The organism is Paenibacillus nanensis, assembly GCF_003583765.1.
In the GTDB taxonomy this organism is placed as follows: domain Bacteria; phylum Bacillota; class Bacilli; order Paenibacillales; family Paenibacillaceae; genus Pristimantibacillus; species Pristimantibacillus nanensis.
Genome location: NZ_QXQA01000002.1, coordinates 710520 through 729177 on the forward strand (window position 1 = coordinate 710520; position 18658 = coordinate 729177).

Sequence of the window (18658 nt, forward strand, 5' to 3'; positions counted from 1 at the left end):
CATCCTCCCTAATCATAATAAAAAACTTTCCTCGATATCAGATAGGTGCTTGCCAGCAAGATTAGAGCAACGGCCAGAAAGTAGAGCGTTGCCATCGCCGAGCTCAGCCCGAAGTTGAAAGCGGAAAAACCGGTGTCCAGAATCAAGTCCGTTACTTCGTTGGTGGAGACCGAATCGACAATGGTATAAATCACATTGACCAGAATAAGCGGACTGACCATCGGGAACGTAATCTTCCAGAATGCTTCGTAGCCGGTTGCCCCCTCCATCTTGGAGGCTTCGTACAGCTGCGGCGAGATGGTCTGGATTCCCGCGAGAAAGATCAGGATCTGAACGCCCGATTGGCTGACAATCTGATAGATACGGTTAACGGAACCGGTTAAATAATTGACGATCCAGTCGCTAACCCCGGCTTGCAGCATCAGCTCCTCCAATTCAAAGCTCTGTAACGAACGAACGACCTTTGCCCCTGAGCTTGCATCGCTAATCGCCTGCACCAGGCTTGTGCTCTCCAGATTCATAATAACGCCGGATGCCAGAATGACGGGAAGAAAGAAGATGGCCCGGGCAGCGGACCTTCCGATGAACTTCTGGTTCAGCAGCACTGCCAGGAATAAACTGAAAATGACGATCAGCGGAATATTGACGACGATATTGATGATCGACTCAGTCAATGCGCGGTTGAAGCTTGTGTTTATCGTTAGGGCTTCCACGTAATTTTTGATCCCAATGTATTGAACGGTGATTCCTTCCGAATTAGCCGTTATCGAGCTGAAGCTGAATCGCAATGAACTTAACAAAGGCACAAAGAAAAAGAGAAAAAATCCTAGCAGCCATGGCAATATGTAAAGAAAACCCCATAATGCCTTTTTTCCAGCGTTAGACCTTTTCAACAGAAGAGGTTTCAGTAAGGACTTCATTTTTGTACACCACCCATTACATAGCCTCCGGCTTCGACGTTTTGGCCATCCGCCTGAACCTTCGATCGATTGTAGTTCACAATGACATAGATACCGTTCTCATAAACGGTTTTGAAGACGCCCTCGCTTAACTTCTCGTGCGAAATCATCTTCTGGTTCTGCACTTTGCCCAAAACTTCATTCACGCTCCCATAAATCTGTGCAGCCTGATCCAGCCATTGCTCGTAATGAACGGCGTACAAGTCGTCGTAATCCGTATCCTTCACTTTGTCATTCGGTTCATATATCCATTTGAAATAAACGCCGGAGCCATATTCCAGACACTTCAATATATACTGGTTCATGTCGTTGTAGGTCGACAGATTATAAGGCATGCCGGTATAGTCGATATATCCGCGAACGACCATTTGATAGAAAGGAATTTCTTCGTCTTCGATCTTGAACCCGCTATTCGTCATCGGCGCATTCGTAATATCCGTAACGTATGGAAACGCATAAGCGTTGCCGCCATTCGCCATAATCTCGAGATTCCGTTCGCGAATCTTGGTCAGCGCCTGTTTCGATATCGTTTCGGACTCCGTTCGGTCGATCTGATGGTTTGTCCGAAACTCGCTATTCAACCGGCTGCCTAGGTCCTGCAGCGATATCCCTTCAAGACGATAGTCGTCCAGCTCGGTCAGCATGGAATCCACAATCTTCAATATATAACGCGGCGATACAACATAGGACGGAGCTTTGCTTCGGTCGCGCTGATTCAAGACGGGTTCAACCGGGTAGATCGCTGCAGGATCTCCCCTTAATGTTCGGGAAGCATCCTTGCTTACATCGAAGCCGCCGCTCGTACGAGCCTCGGCGATGTAGACGTCAGGGAAGAAGGAAAGGTCCATGTCCCGGGCGAAGGAGATAAATTCCCGAAGCGCTTTGCTCCCTCCCACAGCTTTATCGACCGAAACATGATCCGGAACCTGATGATCAAGTCCTTTATTGAACCAACCCGAATACTGAACCTTAATATGGCGAATATTGCGATCCTGCATCTGATTGACGATATCCTCCGCCTGTTTAAAGGTTGTTAGAGGTTCGAGCGCCTTATAGGGTATACCCGCCAAATGCTTATTTTTGGCGATGCTTCCGATCAGCTGCAAATAAAACGGCGCATCCCCTCCGGAAATCGAATCGCTTGCCGACCTCGGTTCGGGAAGTCCTTGCGTTTTGGCCAAATACTGTTGATAGTACTGCGCCATTCCGGAATAAGTAGCTTCATCCCCGCTCAGGAAAGCGTAACGGACCGTAAAGTCCGAATTTGTCGGATTCTCTTGATACCTTGGCAAGGAACGTTCCTGTCCGTTCGCGTCCAGGGAAACCTCGTCCTTATTGACCACATCAAAGCTTGGATAAATGTAGTTATAGCTATTCAGCCTGCCGCTTACATCGGCATGAACGCTCGCGACTGCATCGCCTTCTTCAATAATGCCGAGAAAGGCTCCATTCTTGCGAATCATTCCGAATACCGGCAGCCTGGCTTTCTCTTCCAAGACGACGTCATTGGCATTATTCATCGTTTGATCGGATCCATAAATCCTTTGTTCGTATGACGAATAATTGATTTTACCATTGTTGAAATGAATGAGCGCTCCGGAGCCGTCCGGTACAAATAAGGAGCCCTCCGCCTCCTCTCCTTCCGCTCCGAAGAAACCAAGGACCGATATCGTGTGGACCGGATACTCATCAGAGAAATGAATGCCGGAAGCCGGCACCGTGACGACGAGACTATCGCCATCCAAGGTATACTCAATCGAGGCAAGGAAGATACGAGGTTCCGGTTTGGTTTGTTCCAGCTGAAACGCTTCGAGATCCTTCCGGAAATCTTCATCCGTATAGCCGGCATCTTCGAATGCTTGGAGAGTCCGCGTCAATTGAATCCCGGCCAGCGATTCGTTTCGCACATATACATTAGGGTCCGCGTCCTCCTTGTAGGCAATCATCAGCGCTCGCTGTCCCGTTTTATCCACTTTCCCCTTAAGCTCCTCCAGGCGTTCCTTCGTCAGTTTGCTTGGAATATCGTCAGCCGTTTTCTCGTCCGTGCCGAATTGATAAGTCACTCGGATGCCGTTAGGGATGCTTTCGAATCTGAACTGCTTATGAATGACGCTATCCGTATAGGAATTGACCGAGCTGAGCTGCCCGAACGCGTTATGGAAATCGAGTTTCAATTGAGCGGATAATAAATCTTTGTTAATTCCTGTCGCCAGCTTATCGGATTCCCTCTCCGGCGGGTTGCTGTACCATACCTCTCCGCTGCTTTGATCGAGGACGGCAATAACGCCCGACTGATCGTCCGCGAATAATTGCAGACGATGGTTGGCCGCAACGCCTTTCATATCCGCGACTCGAGGATCCGTGAAAGAAACGGGCAAAGCCGTTCCCTTAACGAATTCGGCTGCAACAGAACGATTTGCTTCCGTTTGATTATCAGAGCCGGAGCCCGCACACCCAGCAGTCATTATTCCGAGCAGGAACAACGAAGTCAGCAAGGCATATTTTTTTAAAGTCATGGCTGCGCATGCCTCCTCCCTAGCTTCTCAGGTCAATTTCCTGGTAAATCGTTGATACAAAAGATGAAAGCTGCTGAATCAGGCTGAAGAAAAGCAAGCACAGAAACGCCAAAAAACCCATGGCGACAACCGATAACAGCAGGGTGCCGATAGTTTTCGACGGCGTAAATTGATGAACCGTCATATTCCCGACGAACAACAGGTACAGTGACCAGATGAGGGCGATGCTGTGCGAGAAATAATAGAAGCCCGTCTCCTGGATCGAGATCACGTTGCTTAACCAAATCCATGGAAATGGGATGATGACCATTGGAGTGAAGGCAAAGCAGGTCGACGTGAATATTTCGACGAACTTCCCTTCTCCGTCCATCAAGGTCGTGAGCGACCAATTGGCCACGCACCAGAACAGCACCGGAAGCAATACATACAGAATCTCCATTAAGCTGTTCATGTCGGCGGGGTTGTATATATTGACGAGAAATCCGCTATACTGGCTGCTCAAGATATTGGTGACGGCCAAGAGGAACAAGATTAAAAAGGAAACGATCAGATGCGTTTTTTTGTTCCATTCATACTTCAAATCCCAATAGCCGTTAAATGGGTGTAGAATCAGATAAAATGGGTGCTTAAGCAGCTCACTGTTTAATTGCGGCACGTTTCCTTCCCCCTTTCCACTGCCGGAACTTCCTGAGCACGATTGTGCCGAGCGCGAGCAAGACAATGCCGGTCATGACCGCAGGGAAGTAATCGCGCAGCACTTCCTTGCGATAGAGCAGGAATGCCTTCGAATAGTTCCGCTGATCCTTGCTTTGCTTGAAATATTTCATCGCTTCTGCATATTTGCCTTGACGAAGCAGTGATTTGCCGATCCCGGCATAGGCGAATTCCAGGTTGGCGTTCATATGGATCGACTTCTGGAATAAGGAGAAAGCCCCCTCTTCATCGCCCCTGTAGTAGCTTCGAACGGCTTCGTTGAGGGTCCGGCCGTATTCCGTTGTCTCGAATAAAGTAATTTCGCCGAGCCCTTTGTCCAGAACGAGAAACTGATCGCCTACACGCTCGATGGCCGACGGCGCGTTGAATTCGCCCAGCCGGTTGCCCAGACCGCCGAATACATACATGAAATGTCCGTCGCCGTTGTATGTGAATATCCGTCCGCGCCTGGAATCAAGCACCGAATAAATTTCGCTGTCCGCGACATCGATGTCAATCAGTCTCGAAGCGACCATCTGAGACATAGCAGCGATGTCGCCGCGCGGGTTGAAATACCCCGTCCGCCTCAAAATATCGTTCCCCTGGGCATTTAGTTTTTTGATCGTATCGCCAAATCTGTCGCCGTTCGTCGCATAAATAAACCCTTCATCGTCAATATCCAGGTTCGTGAATTCCGTAGGCGTAAACATGACCATCCGGCTCCGCTGGGCTCGGGTCGACAGCCTTTTCCATAACAACTCGGCTGGATCGACCCTTACGCGGTTCGCGCCGATGAACGTTGAAAACTCGCCATTCGCGTTGAATTCCATAAACCCGTCAAATACGCCGGCGGCCATGACATAAATCCGCTGGGCTTTGTCGACAACGACACGAGCAGGCTGGAACTGAAACTTCTCCTGAAACAGCTCGGACTCGGGATTCTCGATCACCTTCACAAGCTTGCCGTCCGAATCGAGATGGACCATTCTTTTATTGCCCGTATCCGCGACGTATATATGCTTATCTTCGGTTACGAACAGGCCCTGGGGACTTATAAATTGGTCAGGTCCGCCCTTCCCGTCGAATGTATCGATGATCCGGACCAGCTTGAAGCTCGCATCCATTACCACGATGCGGTTATTGCCGGAGTCCAGCACATAAATTTGCTTGTCTGCCGTAACGTGTAAATCGTTCGGTTCCTTAAAGGGGCCGACGCCCAGACTATCCCCATTCAGGATGGCCGTTGCCCGGTAGGCGGCAGGCGAGGCGACACTGTCTCCCCAGTAGGAATAATTATAGGAAGCGGGGGCTTCTTCGGCGTGCGCGGCCGCGCTTCCCATTCCCATGCTTAGCAAACAGATGAGCGTTGTGAGGACAAATGTTCTTGTTCTATAAATGATGCTCAACATCTCGTCTCATCCTTTCTACTCTTTCATCCCGGAAGTCGCCATCGTCTGCATGACGCTGCTCTGTGAGATGATAAAGAGCGTAATCGGAACGATCATCAAGAGAAGGGCGACCGCCGCTCCGACGCCTGCCCGGGCAATGCCGCCTGCCGAGATTTGGCCAAGCGTGTAATGGAGCGTCTTCAAATTTTCGCTATAGATGAAGTTGCCTCCATCGGTCCCCCATAGCGCGGGGAACTGCAAAATCATAAGCGTCAGCCATGCGGGCTTCACGTTCGGCATGACGATGCTCCAATAAATCCTGTACTCGTTCGCTCCGTCAATTTTGGCCGCTTCCAGCAGCGCATCCGGAATCTGCTCCATGAATTGCTTCATAAGGAACAGTCCGAGCGGGAAGGCAAGCGACGGCACGATAACCGAGGCGTGCGTGTTAATCCAGCCGAGCCAGGACATGACCATATAGTTCGGTATCGCGGTAACATGGCCCGAGAACATCAGGGACAAAATGACTATGGAGAATAAAGCCCCCGATCCCCAGAATCGATATTTCGCCAGAGGATAGGCCGCCGCAGACGCCAGCAGAATATGGCCAACCGTCCCGACGATCGTAATAAACAGGGTATTGGCGATATAGCGGGACAGCGGCACCCACGAGTTCCCCATCAGGGCGAACAGATCGAAGAAGTTGTCCAGCGTAGGATTGATGACCAGAAACCGCGGCGGGAAAATAAACAGTTCGTCAAGCGGCTTGAACGCGTTGTTGACCGCATAGATGAGCGGGAGCGCCATAAACGCGCCAAAAACGGCAAGAAGCGCGAACAGTAAAAAGCTGACGGCAAAAGAACGGTTAAGCCGCCTAGGGGTCCGGAGTACACCTAGCATCCTCATGACCAACTTTATTCACCTACCTTTCGCAACAGCTTTTGCGTCACCTTATTGGCGCCGATCATAATGCAGAAGAGCACTGTCGCGATAGCGGAGGCGTAACCCATCTCGAATCGGATCGTGCCGAAATCCATCAAGTGCGTTACGATGGTATGCCCCGCGTAGTTCACGCTTGGGAATCCGGCTAGCGCGATCGATATATCGGCGACCGCAAGCGAGCCCGTTATCTGCATGACGGCTCCGAACATCAGCTGCGGCCGCATGGACGGCAGCGTGATGAACCAAAGCTCCTGCCAGCGGTTCTTGATGCCGTCAACGGCTCCCGCTTCGATGAGCGACCGGTCGATCGTCTGAAGACCCGCGATGAAGGCCAGGAAGCTGGTGCCCAGGCTAAGCCACAACTGGACGATAATAATAATCGGCAGTATATATTGCTCGTTCGAAAGCCATTGAATCGGTTCGAGAATAAACCCGAATCTCATAAGGAACCCGTTCAAGTAACCGTAGCTGTCTCCGGAGAATACGATCAGCCAAATAAAGAAGACGTTTCCCGAAATGGACGGGGCGTAGAACACAAGGGTCATAAACGCTCTGACCTTGGGCGACAGTTCATTGATAATCCAGGCAAAGAGAAAACAGGCGATATAACTGACCGGACCGGTCACGACTGCGAACATGAACGTGTTCTTCAGGGCGATCATGAACACATCGTCGCCCAGGAACAACCGGGAATAGTTCTGCCAGCCTACGAATCTCGGAAACTCCAGCATGTTAAAATAAAAGAAACTAAGTGCCAGCGAGATGATGACTGGAATGACCGTAAAAGTGAAGAAGATCAGCATGTACGGACTCATCAGCAAGTAGTAATGCTTGTTTTTTCGTAGCTCTCGGGCAACTTTGGCGAGTCGTGACGGCTTCTTCGCCTGGATGATGCTCGACGCGGCATGACGCCTTACTTCTGGCTGCAACGGCTTCCACCCCCTAACTAATTCTGAAGATTGAATTCCTTCCGCTTGAGCGCGATTTCATCATTCATGTACAAAATATAATCCGAAAGGGCCTCGCGCGGATTCTCGCTCTGGTTCACGACGCGCCGGAAAGCATTATCCAGATGTCTGCCGGTGAAATACCCGCCCGGCACTTGAGGAATGCCCCTCACCCATTTCCATTGGCGTTCCAGATTTTCGAAATCCTTGATCGGCCATGGCAGCTGCGCAAGCGCTTCGATGTTGGCTGTCGGGTAGCGGGCAGCCTCGCCGAGCAGCCCTTCCAGCTCTCGACCGTAAGCGATTTGGGTATCCTTATCCGTCCACCATTTCATGAATGACCATGCCGCGTCCTTGTCGTCGGCATTATCCAGCATCATGACCGCGGTCGTATGGCTGGCGACCTCATGTCCTACGGACCCGTCCATGCGCTCGGTGCCGGGTACGACGGTAAAGTCCCACAACCCCTTGATCTCCGGCGCCATAACCGTGAGCATGTTGTACGTCGTATAATCGGCAATACCGATAGGCATCTCTCCCGTTCGGAACCGATTAGGGAAATCTGCTTGCAGCGGAAACTTGTAATTCGTATAAAATTGCGTCCAGCGCTTGAAAACCTGCATGGAAATCTCGGAGTCGAGTGCGCTCTTCTTGCCGTCGTCCTGGTAGAACTGGCCGCCGTTTTGGTAGAGAAGCATGGCGAACGCCGCATTCGGAACGAGAGTCGCATTGTTCGTTGCCGATTCGATCGGCAAATAAAATTCCATGTTGTGCTTTTGCAGCACCGAAATCATGTTATACACATCCTGCCATGTCTTCGGAGGCTCCAATTCCAGCTCTTTGAGAATATCCTTGCGATAGAACAGCATCGGGAAGGTCTGCTGCTCCGGCAGCGCATATACCCCTCCGTCGTAGGTGTAAGGAGTTATCGCGCTATCGCGAAACCTTGCGGCGACTTCCTCGAAATCCGGGAATGCTGTCAAATCGGCTGCGGCGTTCCTCATCGCGTAATTGACAGGGAGATCCTCGCCGGCCTGCATGGCAATATCAGGCCCTTCGCCGGCTAGGACAGCCGGAAGCAGAATGCCGCCCGGAACAAGCCTTAAATGTACGGATATGTTCGTCTCGGGCGTAAACGTGTCGTCGATCAGCGCTTTCAACACCTGTGCCTGATCCCTTCCCGTCGTTATCCAAACCGTAACGGTACGCCCGCCTTCTTCCGTGCTTCCGATGCTATCGTAATCTTCGGTATAGGAGGCGATGTAGGCGCCTAGCTCGTGCTTGATCTTCTCCAGCATCGTCGCTTTCGCTCTCGGGAGCTTGCTGTCCGGAGACGCGACGATCAGATAATCGAGCGTAAGCGGCTGTTCGCGCACGGTTAGAATCCACGTGCCAAGACCTCCGACATTCACCTTGAAGGTGTTCAGCCGGTTCGCGATCGTCTCCGGCTTCTCCGCCATTTCGTTCAATTGCCGCACCATCGTATGAAGAACAGCGACTTTATCGCTTCGCTCCCCGGTCGATTGTTCGAGATAGTCCGCCACGGCCTGGATATGGCCAGCTTGTTCCCGGAGAACCTCGATCAGGCCGGGAATCCGCTTCTCCAATTGATAATCGCGGTTGGGGTCGGGCGTATTCGAGGTGATTAACAATACTTTTCGATACATTTCATTAAGCTTCAGCACGCTCGACTCGATCGTCTCGATAAGCGGGGCGAGCTCTCCGAGCGAAACCGCCATGCGAATGGTATGTTTGCCTTTCGTCAGATGGAACAGGTAAGGCTCGTCCCCTCCCAGCACATCCGTTTGCCATTCCATATTGAAGCTGAATCGCGTCCGCTTCATTTCCTGGAACGGATATTTGCCATCGATCATAATGCTGCGCGTCGCATAGACGCCCCGCAGCTGATCCTGTTTGCGTTTTAGCGCAATCTGGTACAACCCATCCTCTTCCACTTCGAATTCCCATTCCATCCACTGCCCCGGCAGCTTCCAGTTAAGGCCCCCAATCGCGTTGACCCGAATTTTCGAAGCACTGTACGGCGTGACGGCAGGGCTAGACCGATCGGAAAGCGGGTATAGCGTTGGCGAAGATTTTAGAGTCGCATCCTCAGCCTGAATGACAATGAATTGACCATCGGCCGCTTCAACACCTGCAGCTTTATATTCGGCTCTCCGTTCCTCATAGGTTTTTGTCTCCGGCTCCTGGTACAACTCGATATAATCGATAGCCATCGGCTCCCTCAAGGAAGTCAAAGAAACGGTCTGAAGCCCTTCGCCGAAATAAAACAAATAGGGCTCCTCATAGTAACCTTCGTTGTCACCCAAGGACGCGATTTGCCAAGCCGGCTTCTCTATCTGCCTCGGGCGCAAATCGTTGCCTCGATTGTCCCGCTCAATTTCGTCTTCGCGATTGCCCCAGTATCGATCGAACAATAACATTTCGGCTTCTTGAAAAGGCACTTCCTGATTGATCGCGAACTCTCTTTCGATAGCCGAGCTTTTTCCCTCGATAGGAAAATAATGAATTCGAACATTGTATAGGCCCGCTTGATCAACCTGAACCTTCCAACTGATCGTGCCCGACTCTGGCGTCAGCACAGCTTGACCCTCCAAGCCTTGAAATCCATCCGCAAGCTCAAAGCCGTCTCCTTCGATTGCAGCATATTGCTCGCCTTCGATTCGGATCTCAGCGGCCGGTCGGTCTGCGTCCGAGTAGCGCTTCATATAGGCGTTATATCCGTCATTTGCATCTGAATCCATAATCGCTGCAAAATCGCTATTCGCCTGAACAGCGGCGTTGCCTTTTTGACTTGATAAGTAAATCGCCCCTAAGGACAAACCTAAAACAAAAAATAGTAGTAACCATTTTACGATTATCTGGCGTCTGACGCTCAATACTGCTCCCCTCCCGCGGCAAGAGTGAAATTCAAACAGTCCACATAGTCGGGCTAGATGCGGACTGCTTGATCACTTCAATCTTTATTTCTTATAGACTTCATCAATTGCCGCCTGGAAAGGCGTCTTATAAGTCTCGATAACCGTGGATACGGATTGGCCTTTGTTAATCTCGTCAGCGAACTCATAATACGGCATGCTTGGGAATGTATTCATATTGTCGAGATAGAATCTGTTCGTCCCTAATCGAACATTATTGATATCATCTTCGTTCGTAAACATCGACTCGTACCAGCCTTGAAGAGGGAAATCGTAAATCGTTTCGTAATCTTCAATCTTCTCCCAGATATAGATAAGCTGCTCAGGATTCGGAACCGCTTTCGGAATAACCATAGCCCCTGGATTGGTATCAGGCGTATAGAAGACAGAGCCATTCGGACCTTTAGGGAATGGAATAAATCCGATATCGAAATCTTTCATGTCGTTCTTTAAGCCACTAGCCTCGTATACGCCGCTAAAATACAGCAATGTGTTGCCTTGGCGGAAAAATTGGCTTGGTTCCGTCCAATCGCCGCCCTCGGACGGTCTGGCAAGTTTTTCGGTTGTCAGTCTGGAGATGAAGTTCAAAGCCTCGACGGTTTTGGGATCATCCAGGTTTTGCTTATCCTCTTTCGTCAAGCTCGCTTCGTTGGAAGCAAGCGCCGCATCCAGAACCCCGGCACCCGCCAATCCCCATGTATCAAGCTTTCCGTCGTTATTCGTATCTTTATTAGCCTCTTTAACCACTTGAATGAACGTTTCCCAGTTCCAGTTATCTTCATCAACGTATTCTTGAAGCGGCTTCAGGCCGAGATTGTTCATCAACGTACGATTGTAGAAAAATCCAGTCGCTCCTCCCGGATACCCGCCAAAACCGTAACCTCTGCCGTTATAGTTCATAATTCGATTTGTTACATCCGGGTCGAATACTTTGTCGTTTTTTGTATATTCGTCAACCGGCCACAACAGATCTTGGCTTACTAGCGCAGGAATGGTGTACGATCTGCTTACAGCGATGATATCGCCTACCGGTTCTCCGGCAAGGAGCGATGCCGTAACCTTCTTCTGATATTCGGCGCCGTCGATGACGACATATTCGACCTCGAAGTTATGTTTTTTCTTCAATGCTTCCAGGTTCTTCTTCCTTTGGATATTATCAGGGTTGTCTTCTCCGATTTCCAAACTCCAGAAGTTTACAATTTTAATCACTCTGCCGCCCATATCGAAATCCATCTCCGGCGTTTCCTTGGCATCTCCCTCGGCTTCACCAGTGTCAGTGTTCTCCCCGGAAGCATTCGTCGCAGCCGGATCATTTGACGGCCCTTCGGTAGCTGCATTGGTGCTTCCCGGATTGTTTCCGCCATTGTTTCCGCTGCTGCAAGCCGCTAAAGAAAAGATCAACATCAGACTAACAAGCAGCATAACCAGTTTATTTTTCATTTTCATCCCCCTGAAATAAAATGTAATCGCTGTCATTTGAAATCGAACCAATCACGGCTATTCCTCATGTGCTGCTATCCTCCCAGCACCACTCACCTCCTGGCCGCTCCAATATCACCGAGTGAGTTGAAAGCGGTGTCAAATTTAATACGCATCGTGCATGGGGCGAAATCCACATCGCGTCCCCTCTTGGTCTTTTAAAATCATAGTGTAAAAAAATGATTCAAACCTTCAATTTATAGACATGGGTCTAGCATGATTTAGTCATTCGTTAAATAACGATTTTCAATATGTTTTTTAGTACATTTTTGGTTGTATGCTCAGCTATTTCCTACAGCTAAAATATAAATGAAACCGCATACAACTATTACAGAAAAGGGGTATTGTTGGATGTCAAACATGCGAGGAAATGCTGTGAAATCGAAGTCCATGGATCATTTGCCGTCTATGAATAGCGAGATTGTGGATAGCGTTTATTTGAGCTGGTTCACAAATGACGAGCACTTCCCGTTTTTTATTCAATATGGCGGGCACGAAGAGGATACCTCCCTCCATAAACATGATGACTTTACCGAACTCGTGATTGTCTTGAACGGGAACGCTACCCATATCGTCAATTCTGAAACTTATTTTATAAAGAAGGGGAATGTATTTGTCATTAACGGCGCTACTCCCCATGCTTACCAAAATCCGCATGAATTTAGAATTTGTAATATTATGTTCCGGTCCGAAATCCTTCGAAGCGCCGGTCCGGATTTAAGCAGCTCCAACGGCTTTCAGTCCCTTTTTGTTTTGGAGCCGTTTTATCGCAATATTCATTCTTTTCAAAGCGGGCTTAGTTTGTCGATTCCATGTATGGAACACGTCTCATCGATAATCGCCGAAATGATCAACGAATATAACGAAAAGCAGCAGGGCTATCAAACCATGCTCAATTCCCGGTTTATGGAACTCGCCGTCTACTTGTCCAGGCAATATGACAATCAGGAGAATGGAACGGACAGCAACCTGATGCATTTGGCGAATGCGGTCTCCTACATTGAAGACCATTATCTGGAGCCTCTTACGTTGGAGGAAATCGCTGCCAGATCCAATATTTCGGTTCGGCATCTGAATCGGATCTTCCAATCCTATTATCAGACGACGCCTATCTCATACCTTCAACGTCTTCGTTTGGAGCGGGCCCGTATGCTGCTCAGGCAAAGCGGGCTCCCTATCACCAAAATTTCATACGAATGCGGATTTAACGACAGCAATTATTTCACTCGTAAATTTTCCAAGACTTACGGACTTTCACCCAAGGCATTTAGACTTAGTCAATGATTGTTATAGACTAGGTATGGGTATCAAATTACGCGAGGGCGCCCCGGTAAATGTCAATCAGACATTACCGGGGCGCTCCTTTTGGCTAACTGTACTATTTAATTAAAATGCCTGTTCCATAAGACTAGTTTTCAAGTTTATTTATGCTTTGTCGGCCATCATTCGGAACCATGAGAGAGATACTGGACCATCCAGGATTAAGTATACGTCTCGCCTTCCGGTAGCGCCTGTCAGCCCGCAAGTAAAGCTCCGCCAGTCCTTTTCTCCGCCAGCCGGAATCTTGCACTTGCCTGCGATTGGACCTTCCGGTCCATTCAAGCGAACCTCAACCACAGCATCCTTATTGGCGGCTGCCCGCAGCTCGAACGCGGAGATCCTTGTACCCAGCTCTGCATCATGGAATGCAAGCCAGCCCTTATCGCCGTTCACGGCTATGGCGCTTCCGCCTTCGTTGCATTCACAGAGATGAATGCCTTGATACGTATCGTAGTTTGCCGCCAGCGTCACTCTCTCAAGATCTCGCGGCGGAATCGTCTCCCCGACGACTGTAAGGCTGCCTTCAAGCCGCAAATCGGCGGAAGAAGCGCCGAGCATGACGGTATATGTTCCGCTTTCTATGCAGAATCGCTCGCGCGTCACATCCCAGATGGCCAGAGATTCGAGCTTCAGCTGGAACGTCACCTCCGCAGTCTCGCCCGGAGCCAGCGCGATGCGTTTGAAGTCCGCCAGCTGAAGGCGCGGGCGCTTGACGCGGGATTTGTCTGCGCGAGCATAAAGCTGCACAACCTCTTCGCCTTGTCGCTCGCTTATGTTCGTCACGCGGCATGAAACTTGAACTGCCGCGTCTGTCCCGGCCTCAGCGCGGTTCGGCGACAGCTGCAAGCCTTCATAGCGGAATTCGCTATACGAAAGGCCGTGACCGAACGGATACAGCGGTTCGCCCTCGAAATATTGATACGTTCGTCCGCCGCGGATGATGTCGTAGTCCATGAATGGCGGCAGCTGGTCGACGGACTTGTACCACGTCATGTTCACTCGGCCTGCAGGATTGACGTGACCGAAAAGCACGTCCGCCACAGCATGGCCGAGCTCCTGGCCTGCATGGGACGTGTAGATAATCGCCTTCGCCTTCTCCTGTAAAGCGTTCAAGGCGAATGGGTAACTGCCGACGACTACAACAATCGTGTTCGGATTCTCCTCAATTACCGCAAGCGCAAGCTTTTCCTGCGATTCCGCCAGCGCGATGTCGGGCCGATCCATCGTTTCCTTGCCGTTGATCAGCGGATGATTGCCGACAACTACGATCGCCGCATCGGCGCCGCGGGCCGATTCGACGGCCTCGTCCACGCCGCTCGATACGCGTTCAAACTCGAAAATGTCGGCATGCGTTCCCGCAACCGAACTCGCCACCTCCGCTGCGCCTCCGACGTTAATGTCGTTTGCGGTTTCAGCCGCCAGACCGTCACCGACAAGCAGTACACCCGTCTCGTCATCAACCGTTACAGGCGTTCCGTTCCAGGTCGAGGCGGTTACGAGTGAATGGTCCTGATCTACAGAGCGGATCTGGAACGCTTCCTTCGTAAACCACTCCCAAATCCGATGGGCCGACGCTTGCAAATTTTTGTCGTCCGTTGTTACATAGAGGCTGTTGCGCAAAGCAAATAAGGTATGGCTGCCACAGCCCCAGTCCGTTATCTCAAATACATCCCCATCTTCCGATCTCTCCGCGCGAGCGGCCAGAGGAGCCTTTGAATCGCCGCTTAGCCGGACATACCGCCCGCTGCGTGCAGCCCTAATACGCACGCGATCGTTGCCTGCGGAGTACGGCACCTCGACGCCTGTCCCCTCTGCAGCCAATCTCTCGCTGATTCCCTGCAATGGAGTAACCGCATAAGGTAATGTGCCGCTGTACCAATCACGATATACGACATCGGCAAGCGGGCCGATGACGGCAACCTTGCTCAGCTTGTCCGCCTGCAGCGGCAGCGTCTGCCCTTCGTTCTTGAGCAGCACGACGGCTTTCTGCACCGCCTCCCTTGCGAGCTCCGCGTGCTTCGGATGGAGGATCGCCGATTCGTCGATCGCGGCATACGGATTTCGCTCCGGCGGGTTGAACTCGCCGAGCCGGAAACGAACGCGAAACGTGTTCCGAAGAGCGGTATCCAGATCATTTTCTGTCAACAGCCCGTCCTTCAACGCTTCGCGGATCGCTTCCGTCACTACTGCCGCTTCGTCCGTAATACTGTCGATTCCGCCTTCCCGGATCGACCTGGCAACCGCCTCCTTCATCGTCTCTACGTAACGATGATCCCGCACCGTGCCTGATACGTCGAACGCATCGCTTACGACAAAGCCGTTCATTCCCCATTCGCGTTTCACGATGTCGATCACGAGCGGACTGAGGTTCGCCGGCACTCCGTTGATCGCATTGTATGCCGTCATCATCGACTGGGCCCCGCCTTCCTTGAACGGGATCTCGAACGCCTTCAAGTAATATTCGCGCAGATTTCGCGGATCAAGGCTTACAGATGTATCGCCTCTTCCCGCTTCATTGTTGTTGCCGATAAAATGCTTCAGCGTGGCAGCGGCCTTCAAGTAGAAAGGATGGTCCCCTTGAATGCCTTGCGTAAGAGCAGCGGCCAGTTTGCCGGCCAAAACCGGATCCTCGCCATACGCCTCTTCCGTCCGGCCCCACCGAGGGTCCCGCTCCAAATCGACCGTCGGCGCCCACAGCGTCAAGCCGTTAAAATTCGGATTCTGCTTGTAAAAGCCGCGAGCTTCGTCCCCAATAGCGCTGCCGATTCGCTTAAGCAACTCGCTATCCCATGTACAAGCAAGACCGATCGGCTGAGGATAACTGGTCGCTTCACCAAGCCAGGCCATGCCATGTGCCGCCTCCGTGCCATGCTTGTACGCCTGTATGCCCAGACGCTCTATTGCAATTTGGTACTGCGGCATAAGCCCGATCTTCTCATCCAGTGTCAGTTGGGAGATCAAGTCGTTCACGCGGTCCTCGAGAGGCGCATTGAAATCCCAATAAAGGCAGTTCTTTTCGGCTGTCATTTTTTCACGCTCCTCTGAAATCCTTCGTTGATTGGAGGTGAATGCCGTTAACCGTCACATTCAAATGCGTGATGTGTGACTTCTACTTCAAGCATTCATATTTCATTGTAAATCAAGAGCGATAAGAATACCTCGATTTTCCGGTCTAATAATAGCATTATATAGACAAATCAAATCGAGAACTCTGTGCCCTACAGCGCTTACCGCAAGATCCGCCAGCAATAAAGTGAATCTCCGCCACAAAAAGCCTTAGCAGCCTCAATATTAGGAATTAACCACTATCAAAAAAAAAAGCGTTCCGAGCTGTTAAGCTCAGAACGCATTAGAGGTCTTATCATTATAATGCTCTTAATTATTTCATATATGCTTTGGCCCCCCGATGGTCCCGATTGGGTTCAATTCCTCTACATATGGAATCAGGACGAACGGGACACTGCAGACGAGCAGCACTCGAGCGCATGGAGTTACTGCTGCAGGTTGAACTCGTTCGTATCACTCCGTGACAAAGCGTAACCGCCCAGTCATACGACGACGATTCTGCCGACAATGGACGGCTCCAGGAGGAAGCAACGTTCGAAATAACGCCGATCGCCGCTGCGTACAAGGGCTCGTCATCCGACATTGTGTGCGCCCTCGCGATTAATTAACATTATCATTAGTAAAGTGTTGTAGCACTTGACGTACTTCATCAGTTGACTTCGTTTGCATGAGCTCATTCTTCAACTCATCTGCCTTATCAAATCCATTAATATAAATCTTGAAAAAACGAAGTAAATGAACAAATGGTCTCGGTTCTAATTCTGTTGCATATTTATCATATAAATCAATATGGTAGGTTAATAACTCCATTTTTTCGTCTCTGCTATGCGCTCTAGGTGTTTTTTCAAAAGCAAATGGATCTTTAAATATACCTCTACCGATCATAATTCCATCAATTCCATATTGTTCTGCCAACATTAATCCTGTTCTTCGATCAGCTATGTCTCCATTAATCGTTAATAGTGTGTGCGGTGCAATCTCATCACGTAGCTGTTTAATTTCAGGAATAAGCTCCCAATGAGCAGCCACCTTACTCATTTCTTTCTTGGTTCGTAGATGAATAGAAAGATTTGCGATATCTTGTCGCAATAGATGCGATAACCACTCACGCCACTCATCAACATGTGTATAGCCAAGTCTAGTTTTTACGCTTACAGGTAATCCACCTGCTTTAGTTGCTTGTATAATATCTGCTGCAAGCTTAGGTTGCAGGATAAGTCCGCTACCCTTAGCTTTAGCTGCGACGTTATGAGCAGGACAGCCCATATTAATATCAATGCCTTTAAATCCAAGCTTAGCCAAACCTATGCTCATTTCCCTATGATAATCAGGGTTATTCCCCCAAATATGCGCAACCATAGGCTGTTCATCTTCTGTAAAGTATAATCTCCCACGTTCACTATATATAGCATCTGGATTACAGTAACCTTCAGTACTTGTAAACTCGGTGAAAAAAACATCAGGTCTACCCGCTTTACTCACAACATGACGAAACACGACATTCGTTACATCTTCCATAGGAGCAAGCACAAAAAACGGTTTAGGTAATTCCTTCCAAAAATTTTCAATCAACTTTAATTCCATTCCTCTCATCAGCATACGATAACCGCTAAAACAAACAACATTATAACATATTTTCATCATGCAATTATTAAGCTTGCCTGCAGCCAATGGCCTGAGCACAATACTATTCATCAGCCAACCAAGACACTCTCAACATGTGTCTAGTATGTAACATGAAAAAACCAAACGACATCTCTGCCGTTTGGTTTCATTTTTTGAAGTTACAGCAAATGGTACATCTATTACTAACGGTATTCTGTGCGCTGGGGCTATTATCACTTCTTCGACTTATAAAACTCATGATACAACTTCATGAGCGCTCTCTTCTCAATCCTTGAAACATAGCTCCTGCTAATCCTCAATTCCTTCGCAATCTCCCGCTGCGTCCGCTCATCCCCGCCATGCACCAGCCCGAAGCGCCCTATCACAACTTCCTTCTCGCGGTCATCCAGTATGTCCAAGTTCTTATAAATCGCTCTTCTCGATCTTGAGCTGCACCTTATCCGCAACATCGTCGGACTCGGTCCCGAGGATGTCGATCAGCGTGATCTCGTTCCCCTCTTTATCCGTGCCGATCGGATCGTGCAAGGATACGTCCTTGCGCGTCTTCTTCAAGCTCCGAAGATGCATAAGTATTTCGTTTTCGATACAACGGGCTGCGAAGGTCGCGAGTTTCGTGCCTTTGCCCGTTTGGAAGCTTTCGATGGCTTTGATCAAGCCGATGGTGCCGATGGAGATCAAATCCTCGAGATCTTCCCCAGTGTTATCGAATTTTTTGACGTTGTGGATACGACCCGATGTCAACTTAACTTTTTTAACGGTCCAACCGGGTAGTGTTAATATTAACAT

Annotated in this window: 11 protein-coding genes and 1 pseudogene; 1 reads left to right on the top strand and 11 read right to left on the bottom strand. The window is 49.9% G+C overall.

The window, feature by feature from the left end; translation table 11 throughout:
- Positions 1–8: 8 nt before the first annotated feature.
- From D3P08_RS06070 to D3P08_RS06105, 8 genes are all read right to left on the bottom strand, one after another.
- The gene (locus tag D3P08_RS06070; RefSeq protein ID WP_119598527.1) at positions 9–920 is read right to left on the bottom strand and encodes a carbohydrate ABC transporter permease; all 912 of its coding nucleotides are present in this window, start codon (positions 918–920) and stop codon (positions 9–11) included.
- Positions 917–3475 (bottom strand): DUF5696 domain-containing protein, encoded by a 2559-nt coding sequence (locus D3P08_RS06075; RefSeq protein WP_119598528.1) that lies wholly within the window; start codon positions 3473–3475, stop codon positions 917–919. The genes D3P08_RS06070 and D3P08_RS06075 overlap by 4 nt, the downstream gene beginning before the upstream one ends.
- 19 nt (positions 3476–3494) lie before the next feature.
- The gene (locus D3P08_RS06080) at positions 3495–4130 is read right to left on the bottom strand and encodes a Yip1 family protein (protein ID WP_119598529.1); all 636 of its coding nucleotides are present in this window, start codon (positions 4128–4130) and stop codon (positions 3495–3497) included.
- Positions 4111–5577 (bottom strand): NHL repeat-containing protein, encoded by a 1467-nt coding sequence (locus D3P08_RS06085; RefSeq protein ID WP_119598530.1) that lies wholly within the window; start codon positions 5575–5577, stop codon positions 4111–4113. The genes D3P08_RS06080 and D3P08_RS06085 overlap by 20 nt, the downstream gene beginning before the upstream one ends.
- A gap of 15 nt (positions 5578–5592) precedes the next feature.
- Complete coding sequence (locus D3P08_RS06090; protein ID WP_119598604.1) at positions 5593–6462, bottom strand: carbohydrate ABC transporter permease; 870 nt, start codon at positions 6460–6462, stop codon at positions 5593–5595.
- Positions 6463–6470: 8 nt separating this feature from the next.
- A complete protein-coding gene (locus tag D3P08_RS06095; RefSeq protein WP_119598531.1) occupies positions 6471–7427 on the bottom strand; it encodes a carbohydrate ABC transporter permease in 957 nt (318 codons plus the stop codon).
- 17 nt (positions 7428–7444) lie between these two features.
- The gene (locus D3P08_RS06100; protein ID WP_119598532.1) at positions 7445–10342 is read right to left on the bottom strand and encodes an extracellular solute-binding protein; all 2898 of its coding nucleotides are present in this window, start codon (positions 10340–10342) and stop codon (positions 7445–7447) included.
- Positions 10343–10426: 84 nt separating this feature from the next.
- Positions 10427–11821 (bottom strand): ABC transporter substrate-binding protein, encoded by a 1395-nt coding sequence (locus D3P08_RS06105; protein ID WP_119598533.1) that lies wholly within the window; start codon positions 11819–11821, stop codon positions 10427–10429.
- Between the two features lie 462 nt (positions 11822–12283).
- On the opposite strand from D3P08_RS06105, the gene D3P08_RS06110 reads away from it, so the two are divergent.
- Positions 12284–13144, top strand: coding sequence for a helix-turn-helix domain-containing protein (locus D3P08_RS06110; protein ID WP_119598605.1), 861 nt, complete (start codon positions 12284–12286; stop codon positions 13142–13144).
- A 141-nt stretch (positions 13145–13285) separates the two neighbouring features.
- Here D3P08_RS06110 and D3P08_RS06115 read toward each other — a convergent pair whose 3' ends face one another.
- The 3 genes and pseudogenes from D3P08_RS06115 to sigK all read right to left on the bottom strand — a co-directional run bounded on the left by D3P08_RS06115 (position 13286) and on the right by sigK (position 18658).
- The gene (locus D3P08_RS06115) at positions 13286–16207 is read right to left on the bottom strand and encodes a glycoside hydrolase family 3 protein (RefSeq protein ID WP_119598534.1); all 2922 of its coding nucleotides are present in this window, start codon (positions 16205–16207) and stop codon (positions 13286–13288) included.
- Positions 16208–16846: 639 nt separating this feature from the next.
- Positions 16847–17839, bottom strand: coding sequence for a tRNA dihydrouridine synthase (locus tag D3P08_RS06120; protein WP_119598606.1), 993 nt, complete (start codon positions 17837–17839; stop codon positions 16847–16849).
- A 245-nt stretch (positions 17840–18084) separates the two neighbouring features.
- Positions 18085–18658, bottom strand: a pseudogene (sigK, locus tag D3P08_RS06125) (RNA polymerase sporulation sigma factor SigK).

Bases quoted from the DNA above. Each gene is read 5' to 3' on its own strand.
- D3P08_RS06070 (WP_119598527.1), bottom strand. From the start codon at position 920: ATGAAGTCCTTACTGAAACCTCTTCTGTTGAAAAGGTCTAACGCTGGA.
- D3P08_RS06075 (WP_119598528.1), bottom strand. From the start codon at position 3,475: ATGACTTTAAAAAAATATGCCTTGCTGACTTCGTTGTTCCTGCTCGGA.
- D3P08_RS06085 (WP_119598530.1), bottom strand. From the start codon at position 5,577: ATGTTGAGCATCATTTATAGAACAAGAACATTTGTCCTCACAACGCTC.
- D3P08_RS06090 (WP_119598604.1), bottom strand. From the start codon at position 6,462: ATGAGGATGCTAGGTGTACTCCGGACCCCTAGGCGGCTTAACCGTTCT.
- D3P08_RS06105 (WP_119598533.1), bottom strand. From the start codon at position 11,821: ATGAAAAATAAACTGGTTATGCTGCTTGTTAGTCTGATGTTGATCTTT.
- D3P08_RS06115 (WP_119598534.1), bottom strand. From the start codon at position 16,207: ATGACAGCCGAAAAGAACTGCCTTTATTGGGATTTCAATGCGCCTCTC.
- D3P08_RS06120 (WP_119598606.1), bottom strand. From the start codon at position 17,839: ATGAGAGGAATGGAATTAAAGTTGATTGAAAATTTTTGGAAGGAATTA.